The organism is Pseudomonas sp. Ost2 (assembly GCF_018326065.1).
Lineage (GTDB): Bacteria > Pseudomonadota > Gammaproteobacteria > Pseudomonadales > Pseudomonadaceae > Aquipseudomonas > Aquipseudomonas gingeri.
Window position 1 is genome coordinate 6,049,118 of the sequence record NZ_AP021904.1, and the last position, 21,077, is coordinate 6,070,194.

Consider the following 21,077-nt stretch of genomic DNA (forward strand, 5'->3'; position numbering starts at 1 on the left):
GGCCCTGACCACAAGGAATTTCTCCATGAGCATGCTCAAAGACCCGTCTTCGAAGTACCGCGCATTTCCGACCATCGATCTGCCCGATCGCACCTGGCCATCGAAAACCATCACCAGCGTGCCGATCTGGTGCAGCTCCGACCTGCGCGATGGCAACCAGTCGCTGATCGAACCGATGGACGCAGTGAAAAAGCTGCGCTTCTGGAAAACCCTGGTCAGTGTCGGCGTCAAGGAAATCGAAGCGTCCTTCCCGGCCGCTTCGCAAACCGACTTCGACTTCGTCCGGACGCTGATCGAAGAAGGCCATATCCCCGACGACACCACCATCCAGGTGCTGACCCAGGCCCGTGAAGACCTCATCGCCCGCACCTTCGAATCCCTGCGCGGCGCGAAGAAAGCCATCGTGCACCTCTACAACGCCACCAGCCCGTCGTTCCGCCGCATCGTCTTCAATCAGGACAAGCAGGGTGTGAAGGACATCGCGGTGAACGCGGCCAAGCTGTTCGTCAAATATGCCGCCCAGCAGCCGGAAACCCAGTGGCAGTTCGAGTACTCGCCGGAAACTTTCAGCGCCACCGAGCTGGAGTTCGCCAAGGAAGTCTGTGACGCGGTGATCGAAGTCTGGAACCCGACGCCCGAGCACAAGGTGATCCTCAACCTGCCCGCTACCGTCGAATGCGCCACACCGAACATCTATGCCGACCAGATCGAGTGGTTCGGTCGTCATATCAACCGCCGTGACAGCGTGATCATCAGCCTGCACACCCACAACGACCGTGGCACCGGCGTGGCCGCCACCGAGCTGGGCCTGATGGCCGGCGCCGACCGTGTCGAAGGCTGCCTGTTCGGCAACGGCGAGCGTACCGGTAACGTCGACCTGGTGACCGTGGCCCTGAACATGTACACCCAGGGTCTCGACCCCGAGCTGGACTTCTCCGATATCGATGGCGTGCGCAAGGTGGTCGAGGAGTGCAACCAGATCCAGGTGCACCCGCGTCATCCGTATGTCGGCGACCTGGTTCACACCGCTTTCTCCGGCTCCCACCAGGACGCGATCCGCAAGGGCTTCGCCCAGCAGAAATCCGACGGCCTGTGGGAAGTGCCCTACCTGCCAATCGACCCGGCCGACATCGGTCGCAGCTACGAGGCGGTGATCCGCGTCAACAGTCAGTCGGGCAAGGGCGGTATCGCCTATCTGCTGGAACAGGAATACGGCATCAGCCTGCCACGTCGCATGCAGATCGAGTTCAGCCAGGTGGTCCAGCGCGAAACCGACCGTCTCGGCCTGGAGATGACTGCACAGCAAATCCATGCCCTGCTCCACAGCGAGTACCTGCAGGCCAATACCCCGTACGCGCTGGTCAGCCATCGCCTGCAGGAAGAGAACGGTCACAGCGCAGTTGAAGTGGAAGTCTCCGGCAAGGGCCAGGGCGAAACCAACCTGCACTGGCGCGGCAAGGGCAACGGCGCCTTGGAAGCCCTGGTGGCCGGCCTGCCGGTTCCGGTGGAAATCATGGACTACAACGAGCACGCCATCGGGGCCGGGACCAATGCCAAGGCAGCGGCCTATATCGAGCTGCGAGTGAACGGCGAACGTGCGGTGCACGGCGTGGGTATCGATGAAAACATCACCACCGCCAGCTTCAAGGCCCTGTTCAGCGCGCTGAACCGCTCGCTGAGCCAGGTGGATGCCACCAAGGCGGCATAAGCGTCGACTGCAATGAAAAGGCCCCGGTGGTGAAAACCCCGGGGCTTTTTTGTGCGTTCGAGTATGCCATCGCCAGCAAGCCGGCTCCCACAGGTCGGGGCCTCGACGCAGAATATCAGCGTCTCCAGGACTTTGTAGGAGCTGGCTTGCCGGCGATGAGGCCCGCAAGCCTTGCTGCGACTATTCGGACGCCATCGCCGGCAAGCCGGCTCCCACAGGAGAGCATGCCAAACCGCAGATCAGCGTGCGCCACAAATGCCTTGTGGGAGCCGGCTTGCTGGCGATGAACGATAACGCGGCGTTACTGATTCAACACAAAGGTATCAGCATCCAGGTTGGCCGGAAAACGCTCGCGATAGGCAGCCAGCTCCGCTGCGCTCAGGGTCACCTGGAAGACCCCGTCGGCCTCCCCGGTCCCCAGCAACGACTCACCCTGGAAGTCCAGCACCTGGCTGTCGCCGGTGTAGGCGAAACCCTTGCCATCGGTGCCGATGCGATTCACGGCCGCCACGTAGCACAGGTTCTCGATCGCCCGGGCCGGCAGCAGGCGGTTCCAGTGCAAACGCCGCGCCCCCGGCCAGTTCGCGGTATAGAGCAGCAGGTCGGTGTCCTGGGCGTCGCGGCTCCAGACCGGGAAACGCAGGTCATAGCAGATCAGCGGGCGTACCCGCCACCCCTTGAGCTCGAACTGCACCTGGCGCTCGCCCGGAGTGTAATGATTGTGCTCGCCCGCCATGCGGAACAGATGGCGCTTGTCATAGTGCAGCACCTCGCCATCCGGCCGCGCCCACAGCAGACGATTGCGGTGGCTGCCATCGGCGGCGCGGATAATCACGCTGCCGGTGATCACCGCACCGAGCTTTTGCGCCTGCTCGCGCAGCCAGTGGCTGGTCGGACCGTTTTCGGCTTCGGCCAGGGTCTGCGATTCCATGGAAAAGCCGGTGGTGAACATCTCCGGCAGGATCACCAGGTCAGCCCCCGCCGCCTGCTCCAGCAGCAGTTCGAAATGTTCGAGGTTGGCCTGTCGGTCGTGCCAGGCCAGGGTGGTCTGCACCAGCGCCACGTTCAGATCAGGCAATCGACTCAAATCACGCATAACTTCTCCGCGGCTTCACGCAACGTCTCCTCGCGCTTGGCAAAACACAGACGGACCAGGCGCTGGCCTTCCGGCGGGTTCTGGTAGAACACCGAGACCGGAATCGCCGCCACGCCATGCTCGCGGGTCATCCACACCGCCATGTCGACATCGTTCAGGTCCGGGCGAATCCGTGAGTAATCGACCAGCTGGAAGTAGGTCCCCGCCACCCGCTTGAAGCTGAACCGCGACTGACTGAGCAGATCGCAGAACAGGTCGCGCTTGCCCTGATAGAACGCCGGCAATTGCTCGACATGCTCGGGATGCGCCTCCATGTAGTCGGCCAGGGCATATTGCAGCGGGGTCACGCCACAGAAGCTGACGTACTGGTGCACCTTGCGCAGTTCGGCGGTCAGCGCCGGCGGCGCGATCACGTAGCCGGTCTTCCAGCCGGTGACGTGATAGGTCTTGCCGAACGAACTGACGACAAAGGCGCGCTGATACAACGCCTCATGGGCCAGCACGCTGGCGTGGGGCACGCCGTCATAGACCAGGTGCTCGTAGACCTCGTCGCTGACCACGTAGATATCCCGGTCGGCGATCAGCGCCGCCAGCTGATCCAGTTCGCCATGGCTGATCAGCGCCCCGCTCGGGTTGTGCGGGGTGTTGAGGATGATCATCCGGGTCCGCGGGCTGAGGGCATCGCGGAGTTTCTGCCAGTCGATGGCGAAGTCGTCGAGGCCCAGTTGCACGTGGATGCAACGACCCCCGGCCAACTCCACCGAAGGTTCATAGCTGTCATAGCTGGGGTCGAAGACGATGACTTCATCGCCCGGATGAATCACCGCCTGGATCGCACAGAAAATGCCCTGGGTCGCGCCGGGGGTGATGGTCACTTCCGCGTCGGCGTTCACATGGACGCCATAGCTGTTGAATACCTTCGCCGCCACCTGCTGACGCAGGGCCGGCAGGCCGGTCATCGGCGCGTACTGGTTGTGGCCACTGGCGATATGCCGGCCAACCGCATCGCGCAGGGCTTGCGGTCCATCAAAGTCAGGGAAGCCCTGGGACAGGTTCAGCGCGCCGGTTTCCACCGCGAGCTGGGACATCCGGGTAAAGATAGTGGTGCCGACATTCGGCAGCTTGCTGGTGATCATGGGGCCGTTTTCCCTGCTGAACACCCGGCTCTACGACGGCACGGGAGGCTTCGAGGATAACGTATCCGCCAGGCATGAAAAAGGGCGCCATGGGCGCCCTTTCGCAAGTCCGCAATCAGCGCTTGTCGCGGCGCTTCTTGTCGGCTTTCTTGTGGTGCGACATCAAACGACGCTTCTTGTTGACCTGGCGGTCGGTCAGCGTGTTCTTGTTGCCTTCGTACGGGTTCTCGCCACCTTTGAACTCGATGCGGATCGGCGTACCGACCAGCTTCAGGACACGGCGGTAAGTGTTTTCCAGGTAACGCACATAGGACTTCGGTACTTTCTCGACCTGGTTGCCGTGGATCACGATCAGCGGCGGGTTGGCACCACCCAGGTGAGCGTAGCGCAGCTTGATCCGGCGGTTGTTGACCATCGGCGGGGCGTGCTCGACCACGGCATCTTCGAGGATCTGGGTCAGGCGGCTGGTCGGCCAGCGGGTGACCGCCGACTTGAACGAGTTCTGCACCGACTGGTACAGGTTGCCCACGCCCGTGCCGTGCAGGGCCGAGATGAAGTGGATGTCGGCGAAGTCGACGAAAAACAGCCGGCGCTCCAGCTCGATCTTCACGAAGTCGCGTTCGCCCGGGGTCATGCCGTCCCACTTGTTCAGGGCGATGACCAGCGCGCGACCGGATTCCAGGGCGAAGCCGAGCAGGTTGAGGTCATGGTCGACCACACCTTCGCGGGCGTCCATGACGAAGATCACGACGTTGGCGTCCTTGATCGCCTGCAGGGTTTTCACCACGGAGAACTTTTCGACTTCCTCGTGGATCTTGCCGCGCTTGCGCACACCGGCGGTGTCGATCAGCGTGTACTTTTCCTCGTTGCGTTCGAACGGGATGTAGATGCTGTCGCGGGTGGTGCCGGGCTGGTCGTAGACGATGACCCGGTCTTCACCGAGCATGCGGTTGACCAGGGTCGACTTGCCCACGTTCGGCCGACCGATAATGGCGATCTTGATGCCATCCTTCTCGCTCGGACCGGGAATGCGCTTGGCTTCTTCACCTTCGGCGACTTCCTCGGCTTCGCCGTCTTCCGGCTCTTCCTCGTCGTCTTTGGGGAAGTCGCGCAGGGCGATTTCCAACATCTGGGTGATGCCGCGACCATGGGCGCCGGCGATCGGGATCGCGTCGCCCAGGCCCATCGGGCTGAACTCGGCGCGAGCCATGTCCGGGTCGATGTTGTCGACCTTGTTGGCAACCACGTAGGAACGCTTGTTACGCTTGCGCAGGTGCTCGCCGATCATCTGGTCGGCGGCGGTGAAGCCGGCCTTGGCATCCACCAGGAACAGCACGACATCGGCTTCTTCAATGGCCAGCAGCGACTGCTCGGCCATCTTTTCGTCCATGCCATGCTCGTCGCCGGAGATACCGCCGGTGTCGATCAGGATATAGGAGCGCCCTTGCCACTTTGCCTCACCGTACTGGCGATCACGGGTCAGACCGGACAAGTCGCCGACGATGGCGTCGCGAGTCCTGGTCAGGCGGTTGAACAAGGTGGACTTGCCGACGTTCGGTCGGCCCACCAGGGCGATTACGGGAACCATGCGGCTCTCCACTTCGTTATTTCAGAAAATACAAAAGCCGCTGCGAGGCAGCGGCTGGTGCTCGGGGCAGCACCGCGAGGTGCCGCGAACCTTGCAGAGCAAGGCCGCTTGGGGGTACCCCCAAGCATAGTCAAACCTGTTTTTTGCACCTGAAGCGACTAAGCTCGATCATGCTGCGTTGAAGATAAGTTCGCAATGCTCATTGACGAACACGTCAACCCCGCTTGCTTACTGCTCTTCGTCTTGCCTGATCTTCGCTCTGCGACTTCAGGTGCTAAACACTACTTGATGGTCAGGGCTTCCAGTTTGCCGCTGTTGCCATACACGTAAATCATGTCGCCCACCACCAGCGGACGGGCACGCAGGCCGTCGCTGTCGATACGCTCGCGACCGACGAAACGACCGTCCACCTGGCTCAGCAGGTGCAGGTAGCCTTCGAAGTCGCCGACCGCCACGTAGCTGGAAAACACTTCAGGAGCCGACAGCTGGCGGCGAGCCAGGGAGTCGTTGCTCCAGATAGCGGTGGTCGAACGCTCGTCGACACCCTCCACGGTACCGGACGCCAGGGCAACGTAGACGCTGCCAAAGCCCTGGGCGACACCCGCGTAGCTGGAAGCATCACGCTGCCAGAGTACACGACCGCTTTCCAGGTCCAGTGCGGCCATGCGGCCCTGGTAGCTGGCGACATACAGAGTGCCGCCGGACAACAGCAGGCCACCGTCGATATCGACCACGCGCTCCAGTTCCGAACGACCTTGTGGAATCGCCACGCGGGTTTCCCAGGCAGGCACGCCGTTCTGGGTATCCAGGGCGACCACCTTGCCGGTCGACAGGCCCGCCACCGCGAGGTGGTTGGTCACGATCGGCGCGCCGGTACCGCGCAGGGTCAGGACCGCCGGAGTACTGTCGTACAACCAGCGCTGGTTGCCGGTGGCGGCATCGAGGCCGATCACGCGGTCATCCTGGGTCTGTACCACCACCACGTCACCATTGGTGGCCGCTGGCGCGAGGACTTCGCTGGTCACGCGGGCGCGCCATTTTTCTTCGCCGCTGCTGGAATCCAGGGCAATGATCTCGCCCTTGAGGGTCCCCATCAGCACCAGGCCGTAGCCGACGCCGATCGCACCGGAAACCGGCAGCTCCAGGTCCTTCTTCCACTTCACGTCGCCGTTCATGCGGTCCATCGAGACCACCACGCCGGTCGCATCGGCCGCGTAGATGGTATCGCCGTCGACCGCCGGCACCAGCATGTTGTAGATCTTGCCCTGGCCATCACCGATGGAGCGGCTCCACTGCTTCTGCAGAACCACTTCTTCCTTGAAGGAAGTCAGTTCGGCCGGTGGCAGTTCTTTCTTGCTGTTGCTGCTGCAACCCGCGGCCAGAATGGCCAGAGCCAGCAATGCTGCATGTTTCCAACGGATCACGTCACGCATCCCCTTTGGCCAAGTCGTCGAGCTTGATTTGTAAGCCACCGACCGCCGCTTCATCAGACAGCGCCGCCTTGGCCTTTTGGTACGCAGCATGGGCTTCATCGGTACGACCCAGTTGAACCAGCAGGTCCCCCTTGAGCTCTTCGCGACTGGCCAGGAACGCCTTGTCAGCATCGCCGTCGAGCAGTTTCAGTGCGTCGTCGACCTTGTTCTGTGCCGCCATGACCTGGGCCAGGCGCTGACGCGCGACTTCGCCCAGGGTGGCATTGACCGGTTTGTCGACCACGGCCTTGAGCTCGGTGGCGGCATCGTCCAGCTTGCCGGTGTCGACCGCGACCTTCGCGACGAACAGGCTGCCGTACTGCGCGTAGGCGCTGCCACCGAACTGGGTGTTGAGCTTGCCGGCCAGGTCCGCGACGCGCGCGGGATCAGGCTTGCCGTCAGGCGTCAGCGTGGACTCCAGCAACTCCTGATAGAGCACCGAGGCGCCTTGCGACTGGTTGCTCTGATATTTGTGCCATGCCTGCCAGCCGAACACCACCACCAGCGCCAACAGGCCGCCAGTGACCAGGGGTTTGCCGTTGCGCTGCCACCAGTCCTTCAACTCCGCCAGCTGATCATCTTCGGAACTCGACACCCCAATACTCCTTATTCTCTAAATCGGCTGTTTTTACAGCTTCAACCCTGCACGACGCAGGTGGACAAGTGCTCGGAAAGAGCATCCCAGGCAATGCTTTGTTGCTCGCCCTGGCCACGCAGGGGTTTGAAACCTACCACTTGCTGAGCCAATTCGTCGTCTCCGAGAATCAAGGCGTACAGCGCACCGCTCTTGTCAGCTTTCTTGAACTGGCTCTTGAAACTACCGGCGCCGGCGTTGACCTGCAAACGCAGGTTCGGCAGCTGGTCACGGACTTTCTCGCTCAGGGCCAGGGCCGCCAGCTCGGCAGCCTCGCCGAACGCGCACAGGTAGACATCGACCTGGCGGGAAATCTCTTCCGGCACCTGCTCCAGGGTTTCCAGCAGCAGGATCAGGCGCTCGATACCCATGGCAAAACCCACACCCGGGGTCGGCTTGCCGCCCATCTGTTCCACCAGGCCATCATAACGACCACCGGCACACACGGTGCCCTGGGCGCCCAACTGGTCGGTGACCCATTCGAAAACGGTCTTGCTGTAGTAATCCAGGCCGCGCACCAGCTTCGGATTGATCACATACGGAATACCGGCGGCATCCAGGCGGGCCTTGAGGCCTTCGAAATGCAAGCGGGATTCTTCGTCGAGGTAGTCGGCGAGCTTCGGCGCATCCACCAGGACCGCCTGGGTATCGGCGTTCTTGGTATCGAGCACGCGCAACGGGTTGGTCTTCAAGCGGCGCTGGCTGTCTTCATCCAACTGGTCGAGGCGGGCCGAAAGGAACTCCACCAGGGCTTCGCGATAACGGCCACGGGACTCGCTGGTGCCCAGGCTGTTGAGTTCGAGCTTGACCGCGTTGCGGATGCCCAGCAGGCCCCACAGGCGCCAGGTCAGCACGATCAGTTCGGCGTCGATGTCCGGACCGTCGATATTGAAGACTTCGCAACCGATCTGGTGGAACTGGCGGTAACGGCCCTTCTGCGGGCGCTCGTGACGGAACATCGGGCCGATGTACCAGAGTTTCTGCGGCTGGCCACCACCGGTGATGCCGTGCTCCAGCACGGCCCGCACACAGGCCGCGGTGCCTTCCGGACGCAGGGTCAGGGAGTCGCCGTTGCGGTCCTCGAAGGTGTACATCTCTTTTTCGACGATGTCGGTCACTTCACCGATGGAGCGCTTGAACAGCTCGGTGAACTCGACGATCGGCATACGGATCTGCTTGTAACCGTAGTTATCCAGCAAACGCGCGACAGTGCCCTCGAAATAACGCCACAGCGGCGTCTGCTCGGGCAGGATGTCGTTCATGCCACGAATGGCTTGCAAAGACTTGCTCACAGATTTTCCTTAAATTCTTCGTTTCAGCCGCGGGCGATCAGCGCCGCGTCGGCCTCGACCTTTTCGGCCGCCTTCTGCCGGATCAGCCTTTCCAGCTCATCCACCAGGTTGTCATTCGTCAGTTTCTGCGCCGGCTTGCCATCGATGTAGATCAGGTTCGGTGTACCGCCGGTCAGGCCGATATGGGCTTCTTTGGCTTCACCGGGACCGTTCACCACACAGCCGATCACCGCGACATCCAGCGGCACCAGCAGGTCTTCCAGGCGCCCTTCCAGCTCGTTCATGGTCTTCACCACATCGAAGTTCTGCCGCGAGCAGCTCGGGCAGGCGATGAAGTTGATCCCACGGGACCGCAGGTGCAGGGACTTGAGGATGTCGTAGCCGACTTTCACTTCCTCGACCGGGTCGGCCGCCAACGAGATGCGGATAGTATCGCCAATCCCTTCGGCCAGCAGCATACCGAGGCCGACCGCCGATTTCACCGTGCCCGAACGCAAACCACCGGCTTCGGTGATGCCCAGGTGCAACGGCTGGACGATTTCCTTGGCCAGCAGGCGGTAGGCTTCTACCGCCATGAACACATCGGAGGCCTTCACGCTGACCTTGAAGTCCTGGAAGTTCAGGCGCTCCAGGTGCTCGACGTGACGCAGGGCCGACTCCACCAGCGCTGCCGGGGTCGGTTCGCCGTACTTCTTCTGCAGGTCCTTTTCCAGGGAACCGGCGTTGACGCCGATACGGATCGGGATCCCGCGGTCACGGGCGGCATCGACCACCGCGCGCACGCGGTCTTCGCGACCGATGTTGCCCGGGTTGATTCGCAGGCAATCCACGCCCAGCTCGGCCACGCGCAAGGCGATCCGGTAGTCGAAATGGATGTCGGCGACCAATGGCACCTTGACCAGTTGCTTGATCCGGCCGAAGGCCTCGGCAGCGTCCATGTCCGGCACGGAAACCCGGACGATATCGACGCCCGCGGCTTCCAGGCGGTTGATCTGGGCCACGGTCGCGGCCACATCATTGGTGTCGCTGTTGGTCATGCTCTGCACCGCGATAGGCGCATCGCCGCCCACCGGCACCGAGCCGACCCAGATTTTACGCGATTCGCGACGCTTGATTGGAGATTCGCCGTGCATGACTTATTGACCTAGCTTCAGGCGAGCGGTCTCGCCACTGGTGAACGGTGCGACATCGACCGCCTGACCGTTGTACGTGATCTGTGCACCCTTGGCGTAGCCCAGGCGCACCGCGAACGGCGGCTTGCCGCTGACTTCGAGGATATCGCCCTTGCGCTTGAGGCCGCTGAACAGGACCTTGCCGCCACCGTCGGTGACCTGGGTCCAGCAATCGGCGACAAAGGTCACATGCACCTGCCCGGCACCAGCGACCGGTGCGGCAGCGGCAGTGGCCGGCGCGCCATTGACCGGAGCGCTCGGCGACACGGGCGAAACCGGAGTTGGCGCCGGTTGTGGCGGCACCACCAGCGACTGTGCGGCATGCGGGACCGGCACCACGGCTGGCGTGGCCGGGGCTGCTGGAGCGGACGGAGCCGGGGCTTCAGCCTGGGTTTCGGTCGAAGGCTCGCCGGGAGTCGCTTCAGGATTGGACTGGTTTTCCGCGACGGCCTGGTCTTCCGGCTCGTCGATCGGATGAATCTGGGTGGTGCCGTCGGCGCTTTCGACTTCGACGTGCTCCATGCTGATGGCTGCCTGGTCCTTGGAGCGCAGGCTGGCCTGGTCCTGCCACCAGACAAAACCGCCACCGATCACCGCAATCAGCAGCAACAGGCTGACAATCCGCAAAATGGTATGGGAAACCCGCACTGGCTCTTCGATCCGCCCCAGCGCATGCACGTTGCTGCCCTGGGAGTCGGTCCCGGTGCACTGGTCGAACTGCTGCACCAGCACGGTCTGGTCCATGCCCAGCAGCTTGGCGTAGGCCCGGATATAACCACGGGCGAAGGTATGCCCCGGCAGCTTGTCGAAGGCGCCGGCCTCCAGGTTACTCAACGACGTCGTGGTCAGATTGAGCTTCAGGGCCACCTCGGCCAACGTCCAACCATTGCTTTCGCGGGCCTGACGCAGGGTCTCACCGGGGTTTACGCGAGTCGCTGCTACAACTTCTGGATGCGCCGCTTTCATCATTGCTCCGACAGGTATTGCTGATATTCCGGCGTACCGGGATAGAGTCGTTTTAGTTGCAGGCCGTAACTGGCGACCTTGTCGCGATCTTCGTAAATCTTCGCCAGTCGAATACCGAGCAACAGACTACGTGCATTCTGCTCGCTCAGCAGGCTAAAGCGATCGTAATAATCGCGTGCGGGCACATAATGCCTGTCTTCGTAAGACAACTCAGCCATTTCCAGCAAGGCGCGTGGCTGTTGTCGGTTCAGGCGCAGGGATTTTTCCAGGTTCTGCCGTGCGTCGTCGCGATTGCCGAGGGCCAGGGCGGTCAGGCCAAGGTTCTCGTAGACCCGCGAACGCTCGGGATACAGGCTGTCGGCCGCCGCCTGCTCGAAACGCTGGTAAGCGTCCTTGTACTGCTTGCGCTCGTACAGGAAGCCACCGTAGTTGTTGAGGATCCGCGCATCGCCCGGACGGGACGACAATGCCTTGCGGAAATGCTGGTCCGCCAGGTCCCACTCCATCTCGGCCTGGAACACCAGCGCCAGGGCCGCATTGGCGTCGGGATCGGAGCTGTTCAGCTCCAGGGCTTTCTTGAGCGGAACCTTGGCCTGCTCGGTCTGGCCCTGCTGCAGGTAACCGATGCCCAGTTGCACATAGGCCGTACGTGCCTCGTCACGCCCCTTGCTGGTACTCATCGGGTCGATATTGCCCGAGGAAACGCAGCCGGCCAGGAGGCCGGCAAAGAGTACAAGGAGCGCAGTGCGCACGGTCATGGAGATCCTCTCTCGGGTTCAGTTCGAAGCGCTTTTCGACATATCGGCATCGGCGCTCAGTTCACGCACCGCGATATAACGTTCGCTACGGCGGGTGCGATCCAGCACCTGCCCGACCAACTGCCCGCAGGCAGCATCAATGTCTTCACCGCGGGTGGTACGTACCGTGACGTTGTAGCCGGCCTGGTGCAACAGATCCTGGAAACGCCGGATCGCATTGTTGCTCGGGCGCTCGTAGCCCGAATGCGGGAACGGGTTGAACGGGATCAGGTTGATCTTGCACGGCGTATCCTTGAGCAGCTCGATCATCTCGACCGCGTGCTCGACCTGGTCGTTGACATCCTTGAGCAAGGTGTACTCGACGGTCAGGACACGCTTCTCGCCGAGGGTCGCCATATAGCGACGGCACGATTCGAGCAGCATCTTAAGCGGATACTTCTTGTTGATCGGCACCAATTGGTTACGCAATGCGTCATTCGGTGCGTGCAGCGACAACGCCAGGGAGACGTCGATATGCTCGGCCAGCACATCGATCATCGGCACCACGCCGGAGGTCGACAGGGTCACGCGGCGCTTGGAGATGCCGTAGCCCAGGTCGTCCATCATCAGGCGCATGGCGGCGATGACGTTGTCGAAGTTGAGCAGCGGCTCGCCCATGCCCATCATCACCACGTTGGTGATGGCACGGTCGATGGTGGCCGGGACGCTGCCAAAGGATTTGTTGGCAATCCACACCTGGCCGATGACTTCGGCAGCAGTGAGGTTGCTGTTGAAGCCTTGCTTGCCGGTGGAGCAGAAACTGCAATCCAGGGCACAGCCTGCCTGGGACGAAACGCACAAGGTGCCGCGTTTGCCCTGGGGAATGTAGACGGTCTCGACGCAGCTGCCGGACGCCACGCGCACCACCCACTTGCGGGTGCCGTCGGTGGAAATGTCCTCGCTGACGATTTCAGGACCGCGAACCTCGGCTACGGTCTTGAGCTTTTCGCGCAAGGCCTTGCTGACGTTCGTCATGGCGTCGAAATCATCGACGCCAAAGTGGTGAATCCACTTCATGACCTGACCGGCACGGAAACGCTTCTCCCCGATTGAGTCGAAGAATTTTTCCATTTCCGGTTGAGTCAGACCCAACAGGTTTGTTTTGCCGATTGATACAGTCATGGATTCACCCTCACTCCCAAGCTTTTGCTTAGCGAGTGGTTACTTCGGTAGCTGCGAAGAAGTACGAGATTTCGCGAGCGGCAGCGGCTTCGGAGTCCGAACCGTGTACAGCGTTGGCGTCGATGGAATCGGCGAAGTCAGCACGGATGGTGCCGGCAGCCGCTTCCTTAGGGTTGGTGGCGCCCATCAGCTCACGGTTCAGAGCGATAGCGTTTTCGCCTTCCAGAACCTGGACAACGACAGGACCGGAGATCATGAAGGCAACCAGGTCGCCGAAGAAACCACGAGCGCTGTGCTCAGCGTAGAAGCCTTCGGCTTCGGCCTTGGACAGTTGCTTCAGTTTCGAAGCGACAACGCGCAGGCCGGCTTTTTCGAAACGGGTGGTGATCTCGCCGATAACGTTTTTTGCAACAGCGTCAGGCTTGATGATGGAGAAAGTGCGTTGAACAGCCATGGTGTAACTCCAGAAACGATAATTTGCGAAAAATTAAACCCGCGAATTATACGCGGGTTCTTGGGTATTGCCTAACTCAGGTATTGCCTGCAGCCAGGGATCAGTCGCGTTCTTCGATCCAGTGGGCCTGAATGGCCTCCAGGATCTTCTCGCCACAGTGTTCCGGTTTGTCGTCGAACTCCGGCAGTTCCATGACCCACTTGCGCAGATCGACGAAATTCACCGACATCGGATCGACATCCGGCTTGCTTTCAGCCAGCTGGATCGCGATTTCCAGCACATCAGTCCACTTCAGACTCATGATAGTTCCTCGAATCAGTGTGGCGCTTCCGCGGCATGGTTGAGCGAATACTTTGGAATCTCGACGGTCAGGTCTTCGGTGCCGACAATCGCCTGGCAACCCAGCCGTGACTGCGCTTCCAGGCCCCAGGCCCGATCCAGGAAATCTTCTTCCAGCTCATCGGCCTCTTCCAGCGAATCGAAGCCTTCGCGAATGATGCAATGGCAGGTGGTGCAGGCGCAGACGCCGCCACAGGCGCTTTCCATCTCGATATGGTGCTCATGCGCCAGGTCGAGGATCGAAGTGCCGGGCTCAGCCTCTACTACCATCCCTTCCGGGCAGAACTTCTCGTGGGGCAGAAAAATGACCTGCGGCATCGTTATTCCTCAATCTCATTCAGGTTGCGTCCCGCCAGGGCGGCTTTCACCGTCGAATCCAGGCGGCGGGCGGCAAAGGCATCGGTCACTTGCGACAGACGCTTGGTCTGTTGCTCGATGGCATAACCATCGGTGCCTTTCATCAATTCACTCAATTCCTGCATCTGCAATTCGATGACCATGCGCTCCTCGGCATCGAGCAGGCGTTCGCCGTCGGCCTCGAGGGCACCCTGCACCGCTTCGATCAGGCGTTGCGCATCGACCTGCTGCTCGCGCAACACGCGGGCAGCCTTGTCATCACCGGCATACTGGAACGAGTCCTTGAGCATGCGGGCGATTTCACCGTCGGTCAGGCCATAGGACGGCTTGACCTGGATACTCGACTCGACGCCCGAACCCAGCTCGCGGGCCGTGACATTGAGCAGGCCGTCGGCATCGACCTGGAAGGTCACGCGGATCTTCGCCGCGCCGGCAACCATCGCCGGAATGCCCCGCAGTTCGAAGCGCGCCAGGGAGCGGCAGTCGCTGATCAGTTCACGCTCGCCTTGCAGCACGTGAATCGCCATGGCCGACTGGCCGTCCTTGTAGGTGGTGAAATCCTGGGCGCGGGCGACGGGAATGGTGGTGTTGCGCGGAATCACCTTCTCCATCAGCCCACCCATGGTTTCGAGACCAAGGGACAGCGGAATCACATCGAGCAGCAGCAGTTCGCCACCGTCGCGCTTGTTGCCGGCCAGGGTATCGGCCTGGATGGCGGCACCGATGGCCACCACCTGATCCGGATCGATTTCGGTCAACGGCTGGCGACCGAACATCTCGGCGACGGCCTCGCGCACACGGGGCACACGGGTCGAACCGCCGACCATGACCACCGCGTGCACGTCTTCAAGCTCGACATTCGAGTCCCGCACCGCACGCCGGCAGGCCTTGAGGCTGCGGGCGATCATCGGCTCGATCAGGGCGTCAAACGCTTCCCGGGTCAGCTGGGCACGCCAGCCGCCATGGACCACCTCGACCGAGTCAGCGTCGGTCAACGCTTCCTTGGCCGCGCAGGCCGCCTGCAACAGGCTGCGCTGGGCGCCCGGATCGAGGTCGGCGGACAAGCCGGCCTGCTCGATGATCCAGCCGGCAATCGCGTGATCGAAGTCATCGCCGCCCAGGGCGCTGTCGCCGCCGGTGGCCAGGACCTCGAAGACCCCGCCGGTCAGGCGCAGGATAGAGATGTCGAAAGTACCGCCGCCCAGGTCGTAGATCGCGACCAGGCCTTCGGCGTGCTGGTCCAGGCCATAGGCCACGGCCGCGGCGGTCGGTTCGTTGAGCAGGCGCAGGACGTTCAGGCCGGCCAGCCGGGCCGCGTCCTTGGTCGCCTGGCGCTGGGCATCGTCGAAATAGGCCGGCACGGTGATCACCGCCCCGACCAGTTCACCCCCCAGGGCTGCCTCGGCGCGCTGACGCAGCACCTTGAGGATATCGGCGGAGACTTCGACCGGGCTTTTCGGACCCTGCACGGTATCGATGAACGGCATGTGCGACTCACCGCCGACAAAGCGGTAAGGCAGTTGCTCGCCCAGTTGCTTGACGTCCGCCAGGCCACGGCCCATCAGACGCTTCACCGACAGCACGGTATTGAGCGGATCACTGGCGGCCGCCAGCTTGGCCGACTGGCCGACCTCGATACGGTCGGCGTGGTAGCGCACCGCGGACGGCAGGATCACCTGCCCGTCAGCATCGGCCAGGGGCTCGGAAAGACCACTGCGCAATGCAGCGACCAGCGAATTGGTAGTACCCAAGTCAATCCCGACCGCCAGGCGACGCTGGTGCGGTTGGGGACTTTGGCCGGGTTCGGCGATCTGCAGTAGGGCCATCGTTATCTGGACTTATCTGAATATCAGGCGTGCGACCGGAGCGGCACTGGGTTAATCGTCGAGGCGCTCTTCTAACTGGCGCACTTCGTAGGTGAGCTTGTCGAGGAACTGCATGCGCCGCATCAGGCGCTCGGCCTGTTCGCGTTGCGCGGCATCGTTCCAGCAGGCTGCGAAGCTGTCGTTCAGTTCATCCTGGGCCGTTTTCAGGCGGCGCTTGAACGCGGCGATGCCCGGCAGGTCGGCATCGTCCTGCAGGTCTTCGAGCTCTTCGCGCCATTGCATCTGCTGCATCAGGAAGTCCGGATCATGCACCGTGACTTCCAATGGCAGCTCGCAACCGCCCATGGCGAGCAGATAGCGCGCACGCTTGGGAGGGCTCTTGAGCGTCTGGTAGGCCTCGTTGAGGCTCGCGGATTGCTCCAGGGCCAGCCGTTGCTCTCGCTCGGAAGCGTCGGCAAAGCGGTCCGGATGAACGGCGCGCGCCAACTCTCGGTAGCGCGCAGCCAACTGTTCGAGGTCCAGCGTGAAGCTCGGCTGCAACTCGAATAAAGCGAAATGACAAGGAGTACCCACGAATAGCCTCAGATGTTGAAGCTTTCGCCGCAGCCACACTCACCGCGTACGTTGGGGTTGTTGAACTTGAAGCCTTCGTTCAACCCTTCCTTGACGAAATCCAGCTCGGTACCGTCCAGGTAGGTGAGGCTTTTCGGGTCGATGATCACTTTCTCGCCGTGACTCTCGAACACCTGATCTTCCGCCACCACCTCGTCGACGAACTCCAGCACGTAGGCAAGGCCGGAACAGCCTGTGGTGCGAACACCCAGACGAATCCCTTCACCTTTGCCGCGCCCGTCAAGGGAGCGTCGCACGTGTCGAGCAGCCGCTTCTGTCATGCTGATAGCCATCGTGACTCCTTACTAATCGCTTGAACGCCGGATCGTTTAGATCAGGCCTTTCTTCTGCTTGTAATCGCGAACGGCGGCCTTGATGGCGTCTTCGGCGAGTACCGAGCAGTGGATCTTCACTGGCGGCAGGGCCAGTTCTTCGGCCAGCTGAGTGTTCTTGATGGTCTCTGCTTCATCCAGAGTCTTGCCTTTCATCCACTCGGTCGCCAGGGAGCTGGAGGCGATGGCCGAACCGCAGCCGTAGGTCTTGAACTTGGCGTCTTCGATGATGCCCTGTTCGTTGACCTTGATCTGCAGGCGCATCACGTCGCCGCACGCCGGAGCCCCGACCATGCCGGTACCGACATCCGGGTCCTCGGCATTCATCTTGCCGACGTTACGCGGGTTTTCGTAGTGGTCGATGACCTTTTCGCTGTAAGCCATGGTACTTAATCCTCACTCATCAGGGCCGCTCTTGAGACCCTGCAGTTCCGCTTGCGTCAGTCGCCGCGTCGCTACAGGACCTGTATCCGGCGGCTTCTATAGTTAGTGTGCCGCCCACTCGATCTTCGAGATATCGACGCCATCTTTGAACATGTCCCACAGCGGCGACAGGGCGCGCAGCTTGGTCACGGCCTCGCAGACTTTCTGCGCGGCATAATCGATTTCTTCTTCGGTGGTGAAGCGACCGAAGGTGAAGCGGATCGAGCTATGTGCCAGTTCGTCGTTGCGGCCCAGGGCGCGCAGTACGTACGAAGGCTCCAGCGAAGCCGAGGTGCAGGCGGAACCGGAGGAAACCGCCAGGTCCTTGAGCGCCATGATCAGCGACTCGCCTTCGACGTAGTTGAAGCTCAGGTTCAGGTTGTGCGGTACGCGGGCGGTCATGCTGCCGTTGATGTACAGCTCTTCCAGGTGCTCGACCTGCTTGTAGAAGCGGTCGCTCAGGGCCTTGATGCGCACGTTCTCGGCAGCCATGTCTTCCTTGGCCACGCGGAAGGCTTCACCCATGCCGACGATCTGGTGGGTCGCCAGGGTACCGGAACGCATGCCGCGCTCGTGACCGCCGCCGTGCATGGTCGCCTCGAGGCGCACCCGCGGCTTGCGGCTGACGTACAGCGCGCCGATGCCTTTGGGACCGTAGGTCTTGTGGGCCGAGAAGGACATCAGGTCGACTTTCAGCTTCTGCAGGTCGATATCGACCTTGCCGGTCGACTGGGCTGCGTCAACATGGAACAGCACGCCGCGCGAGCGGGTCAGCTCACCGATGGCGGCGATGTCGTTGACGGTGCCGATCTCGTTGTTCACGTGCATGATCGAAACCAGGATGGTGTCGTCACGCAGGGCGGCTTCGACCATGGCCGGGGTGATCAGGCCGTCTTCGCCAGGCTCGATGTAGGTGACTTCGAAACCTTCACGCTCCAGTTGGCGCGTGGTGTCGAGGACCGCCTTGTGCTCGATCTTGCTGGTGATCAGGTGCTTGCCCTTGGTGTGGTAGAAATGCGCGACACCCTTGATCGCCAGGTTGTCGGACTCGGTGGCACCGGAGGTCCAGACGATTTCACGCGGGTCGGCATTGACCAGGTCGGCGACCTGGCGACGGGCGTTCTCGACCGACTCCTCGGCCTTCCAGCCGAAGACATGGGAACGCGAGGCCGGGTTACCGAAGTTTCCGTCGACCAGCAGGCATTCACTCATTTTCTGCGCGACACGCGGATCAACCGGGGTGGTCGCTGAGTAATCAAGGTAAATCGGCAATTTCATGGACTATCTCCTAAATCAGGCTGGCTGGCGCACCGCGGGCTCTTTGGCTGTCATTCGACGGCGGACGCTTCGATCTTATCCAGGCGTGGCGCCTTGCCATTACAGCGGCGCTGATCCTGACGCTGGGCGACTTCTTGTACCTCACGGCGAGTCACAAGGTCCGCCAAGCTGATACCACTGAGAAATTCGTGGATCTGCAGGCTGAGGTCGCACCACAGGTGGTGGGTCAGGCAGGTGTCGCCGGAATGGCAATCACCGAGCCCCTGGCACTTGGTGGCGTCGACCGATTCATTCACCGCGTCGATCACCTGGGCGACCTGGATCCCCTGCATGTCGCGCGACAGCTGATAGCCGCCGCCCGGACCACGGACACTCGACACCAGGTTGCTGCGACGCAATTTGGCGAAAAGCTGTTCGAGGTAGGACAGGGAGATGCCTTGGCGCTCGGAGATATCGGCCAGGGACACCGGCCCGTGTTGCGCGTGCAACGCCAGATCGAGCATGGCGGTCACCGCGTATCGGCCTTTTGTAGTCAGTCGCATGGACAATTACCACGGAGTTACGGAATGAGGACGAGTATGCTATTCCCGAGTATTTAAGTCAACTATAAGACCTAGTACTTTAGTCGGGATTACCCGTAAAAGAGCGCGCGCATTGTAGCAAAGTCACAAGCGTAATGGCATCGCGCTAGACCGATGGTTTTTGTCGTCCTTGAAATGCTTCGCGGGCAAGCCCGCTCCCACAGGATTCGATACAGCCCTGACCTTGTGGGAGCGGGCTTGCCTGCGAAGAGGCCGGCAAACCCGACGCAGATCAGCCCGCCTTGACCTCACCCTCGTCCTTCACTTCGACAAAGCCTTCACAGTGCAACTCTGGCAGATCCTTGGCGCAGTAGTTGCTGCCCAGGTCCTTCAGCGCACCGCACATGCCTTCCAGGCGCCCATCGACCGCCTGCAGGTGATCGAGCATCTGGCCGATGGCCCGCGCCACCGGATCCGGCATGTCTTCGCTGACGCCATAGGCATCGAAGCCCAGCTTCTCGGCCATCGCCTTGCGCTTGGCCTCCTGCTGGTCGTCGGACTTCATGATGATCCGCCCCGGAATCCCCACCACCGTCGCCCCTGGCGGAACCGCCTTGGTCACCACCGCATTGGAGCCGACCTTGGCCCCGGCACCGACCGTGAACGGCCCCAGCACCTTGGCGCCGGCGCCGACCACCACGCCGTCTTCCAGGGTCGGATGGCGCTTGCCCTTGTTCCAGCTGGTACCACCCAGGGTCACCCCCTGGTAGAGGGTCACATCGTTGCCGATCTCGGCGGTTTCACCGATCACGATGCCCATGCCGTGATCGATGAAGAAACGCCGCCCGACCTTGGCGCCTGGATGGATCTCGATACCGGTCAACCAGCGGCCGAAGTTCGACACCACCCGCGCCAGCCACTTCCAGCCCATGCCCCACAGCGAATGACTCAGGCGATGCAGCCAGATGGCGTGCATGCCGGGATAGCAGGTCAGGACTTCAAAGGCATTGCGCGCCGCCGGGTCACGATGGAATACGCTCTGGATATCTTCACGCAAACGCTCGAACATCATTAATCCTTCCGCTTAAGAAGCTCGCCACGGGCCGCTTTCTGGGTTTCCGTGAGGATGCCACGCAATATATTCATTTCCGCCCGGCTGACCGAGCTGCGTCCGTAAAGGCGGCGCAGGCGCGCCATGAGGTGCCGCGGCTTTTCCGGATCGAGGAACTCGATGGCCACCAGCGTCTGTTCCAGGTGCTCATAGAATCGCTCCAGCTCATCCATGGTCGCCAATTCACCACTGCGGGTGGACGCCACCTCATCCTTCTCGACCTTGTGCGGCTGGCCTTCAGCCGCCAGCCAGGCCATGCGCACCTCATAACTCAACACCTGCACCGCCGCCCCGAGGTTCAGCGAACTGAATCCGGGGTCAGATGGGATGTGCACGTGATAATGACATCGCTGCAGCTCGTCATTGGTCAGGCCGGAATCTTCGCGACCGAACACCAGGGCGATCTGCGCATCCTGCGCCGCCTCCTCGACCACTTTCACGCCGGACTCGCGCGGGTCCAGCAACGGCCAGGGAATCCGCCGATCCCGCGCACTGGTGCCGAACACCAGGTTGCAGCCGACCAGCGCCTCTTCCAAAGTGGCGACGACCTGGGCGTTTTCAAGGATGTCGGTGGCGCCGGAGGCACGCGCATCGGCCTCATGGGACGGAAAGATGCGCGGCTCGACCAGTATCAGGCGCGACAATCCCATGTTTTTCATGGCTCGCGCAGCCCCGCCGATATTGCCCGGATGACTGGTATTGACCAGGACGATACGAATATTTTGCAGCACGGGCAGGCGCTCTCGGACAGGGCAAAGGGGAGCAAATCTTACAGAAGCACTCGGGTTTACGCCACGAAACTGAATGTCGTCCTTCACCGATAACACTTTTCTGTTAGAAT

Annotated in this window: 22 protein-coding genes; 1 reads left to right on the forward strand and 21 read right to left on the reverse strand. The window is 61.8% G+C overall.

Annotation, left to right across the window (positions count from 1 at the left end; all coding sequences use genetic code 11):
* The first annotated feature begins 25 nt into the window (after nucleotides 1-25).
* Nucleotides 26-1,708 carry a 2-isopropylmalate synthase gene (leuA, locus tag KI243_RS26715; RefSeq protein WP_017123713.1) on the forward strand — a complete coding sequence of 561 codons (1,683 nt, stop codon included), beginning with the start codon at nucleotides 26-28 and terminating at the stop codon, nucleotides 1,706-1,708.
* Between the two features lie 301 nt (nucleotides 1,709-2,009).
* Here the strand turns inward: leuA and KI243_RS26720 are convergent, their stop codons facing one another.
* The 21 genes from KI243_RS26720 to trmJ form a co-directional block, all read right to left on the reverse strand.
* A complete protein-coding gene (locus KI243_RS26720; RefSeq protein WP_042934419.1) occupies nucleotides 2,010-2,804 on the reverse strand; it encodes an amidohydrolase in 795 nt (264 codons plus the stop codon).
* Entirely contained in the window at nucleotides 2,792-3,940 is a 1,149-nt protein-coding gene (locus KI243_RS26725; RefSeq protein WP_017123711.1) for a pyridoxal phosphate-dependent aminotransferase, read from the reverse strand. The genes KI243_RS26720 and KI243_RS26725 overlap by 13 nt, the downstream gene beginning before the upstream one ends.
* Before the next feature lie 115 nt (nucleotides 3,941-4,055).
* Nucleotides 4,056-5,528, reverse strand: coding sequence for a ribosome biogenesis GTPase Der (gene der / locus KI243_RS26730; RefSeq protein ID WP_017123710.1), 1,473 nt, complete (start codon nucleotides 5,526-5,528; stop codon nucleotides 4,056-4,058).
* A 281-nt stretch (nucleotides 5,529-5,809) separates the two neighbouring features.
* Nucleotides 5,810-6,961, reverse strand: coding sequence for an outer membrane protein assembly factor BamB (gene bamB / locus KI243_RS26735; protein WP_212810080.1), 1,152 nt, complete (start codon nucleotides 6,959-6,961; stop codon nucleotides 5,810-5,812).
* Nucleotides 6,954-7,595 carry a tetratricopeptide repeat protein gene (locus KI243_RS26740; RefSeq protein ID WP_017123708.1) on the reverse strand — a complete coding sequence of 214 codons (642 nt, stop codon included), beginning with the start codon at nucleotides 7,593-7,595 and terminating at the stop codon, nucleotides 6,954-6,956. Before KI243_RS26740 ends, bamB begins: the two co-directional genes overlap by 8 nt.
* Before the next feature lie 41 nt (nucleotides 7,596-7,636).
* A complete protein-coding gene (gene hisS / locus KI243_RS26745) occupies nucleotides 7,637-8,926 on the reverse strand; it encodes a histidine--tRNA ligase (protein WP_017123707.1) in 1,290 nt (429 codons plus the stop codon).
* A gap of 23 nt (nucleotides 8,927-8,949) precedes the next feature.
* Nucleotides 8,950-10,059, reverse strand: coding sequence for a flavodoxin-dependent (E)-4-hydroxy-3-methylbut-2-enyl-diphosphate synthase (ispG, locus tag KI243_RS26750; protein WP_103032810.1), 1,110 nt, complete (start codon nucleotides 10,057-10,059; stop codon nucleotides 8,950-8,952).
* Between the two features lie 3 nt (nucleotides 10,060-10,062).
* The gene (locus KI243_RS26755) at nucleotides 10,063-11,064 is read right to left on the reverse strand and encodes a RodZ family helix-turn-helix domain-containing protein (protein ID WP_017123706.1); all 1,002 of its coding nucleotides are present in this window, start codon (nucleotides 11,062-11,064) and stop codon (nucleotides 10,063-10,065) included.
* Nucleotides 11,064-11,822, reverse strand: a complete 759-nt coding sequence (pilW, locus tag KI243_RS26760; protein WP_017123705.1) for a type IV pilus biogenesis/stability protein PilW — start codon at nucleotides 11,820-11,822, stop codon at nucleotides 11,064-11,066. The genes KI243_RS26755 and pilW overlap by 1 nt, the downstream gene beginning before the upstream one ends.
* 18 nt (nucleotides 11,823-11,840) lie before the next feature.
* Nucleotides 11,841-12,983 (reverse strand): 23S rRNA (adenine(2503)-C(2))-methyltransferase RlmN, encoded by a 1,143-nt coding sequence (rlmN, locus tag KI243_RS26765; protein WP_177084276.1) that lies wholly within the window; start codon nucleotides 12,981-12,983, stop codon nucleotides 11,841-11,843.
* Between the two features lie 28 nt (nucleotides 12,984-13,011).
* Nucleotides 13,012-13,437 carry a nucleoside-diphosphate kinase gene (ndk, locus tag KI243_RS26770; protein ID WP_007916882.1) on the reverse strand — a complete coding sequence of 142 codons (426 nt, stop codon included), beginning with the start codon at nucleotides 13,435-13,437 and terminating at the stop codon, nucleotides 13,012-13,014.
* Nucleotides 13,438-13,537: 100 nt separating this feature from the next.
* Nucleotides 13,538-13,738, reverse strand: coding sequence for a Fe-S cluster assembly protein IscX (gene iscX, locus KI243_RS26775; protein WP_017123703.1), 201 nt, complete (start codon nucleotides 13,736-13,738; stop codon nucleotides 13,538-13,540).
* Between the two features lie 14 nt (nucleotides 13,739-13,752).
* Complete coding sequence (fdx, locus tag KI243_RS26780; protein ID WP_017123702.1) at nucleotides 13,753-14,094, reverse strand: ISC system 2Fe-2S type ferredoxin; 342 nt, start codon at nucleotides 14,092-14,094, stop codon at nucleotides 13,753-13,755.
* Between the two features lie 2 nt (nucleotides 14,095-14,096).
* Nucleotides 14,097-15,959 carry a Fe-S protein assembly chaperone HscA gene (gene hscA, locus KI243_RS26785; protein ID WP_212810081.1) on the reverse strand — a complete coding sequence of 621 codons (1,863 nt, stop codon included), beginning with the start codon at nucleotides 15,957-15,959 and terminating at the stop codon, nucleotides 14,097-14,099.
* A gap of 51 nt (nucleotides 15,960-16,010) precedes the next feature.
* On the reverse strand, nucleotides 16,011-16,532 hold the full coding sequence (hscB, locus tag KI243_RS26790) for a co-chaperone HscB (RefSeq protein ID WP_212810082.1): 522 nt from the start codon (nucleotides 16,530-16,532) through the stop codon (nucleotides 16,011-16,013).
* A gap of 8 nt (nucleotides 16,533-16,540) precedes the next feature.
* Complete coding sequence (gene iscA, locus KI243_RS26795) at nucleotides 16,541-16,864, reverse strand: iron-sulfur cluster assembly protein IscA (protein WP_010565230.1); 324 nt, start codon at nucleotides 16,862-16,864, stop codon at nucleotides 16,541-16,543.
* A gap of 36 nt (nucleotides 16,865-16,900) precedes the next feature.
* Complete coding sequence (gene iscU / locus KI243_RS26800; RefSeq protein ID WP_007929523.1) at nucleotides 16,901-17,287, reverse strand: Fe-S cluster assembly scaffold IscU; 387 nt, start codon at nucleotides 17,285-17,287, stop codon at nucleotides 16,901-16,903.
* A 102-nt stretch (nucleotides 17,288-17,389) separates the two neighbouring features.
* Nucleotides 17,390-18,604: an IscS subfamily cysteine desulfurase gene (locus KI243_RS26805; protein WP_017123699.1), complete on the reverse strand. Its 1,215-nt coding sequence runs from the start codon at nucleotides 18,602-18,604 to the stop codon at nucleotides 17,390-17,392.
* A gap of 50 nt (nucleotides 18,605-18,654) precedes the next feature.
* The gene (gene iscR / locus KI243_RS26810) at nucleotides 18,655-19,146 is read right to left on the reverse strand and encodes a Fe-S cluster assembly transcriptional regulator IscR (RefSeq protein ID WP_026013140.1); all 492 of its coding nucleotides are present in this window, start codon (nucleotides 19,144-19,146) and stop codon (nucleotides 18,655-18,657) included.
* Between the two features lie 271 nt (nucleotides 19,147-19,417).
* Nucleotides 19,418-20,194, reverse strand: coding sequence for a serine O-acetyltransferase (cysE, locus tag KI243_RS26815; protein ID WP_042934339.1), 777 nt, complete (start codon nucleotides 20,192-20,194; stop codon nucleotides 19,418-19,420).
* 2 nt (nucleotides 20,195-20,196) lie between these two features.
* Nucleotides 20,197-20,967 (reverse strand): tRNA (cytosine(32)/uridine(32)-2'-O)-methyltransferase TrmJ, encoded by a 771-nt coding sequence (gene trmJ / locus KI243_RS26820; RefSeq protein WP_177107924.1) that lies wholly within the window; start codon nucleotides 20,965-20,967, stop codon nucleotides 20,197-20,199.
* Nucleotides 20,968-21,077 lie beyond the last annotated feature (110 nt).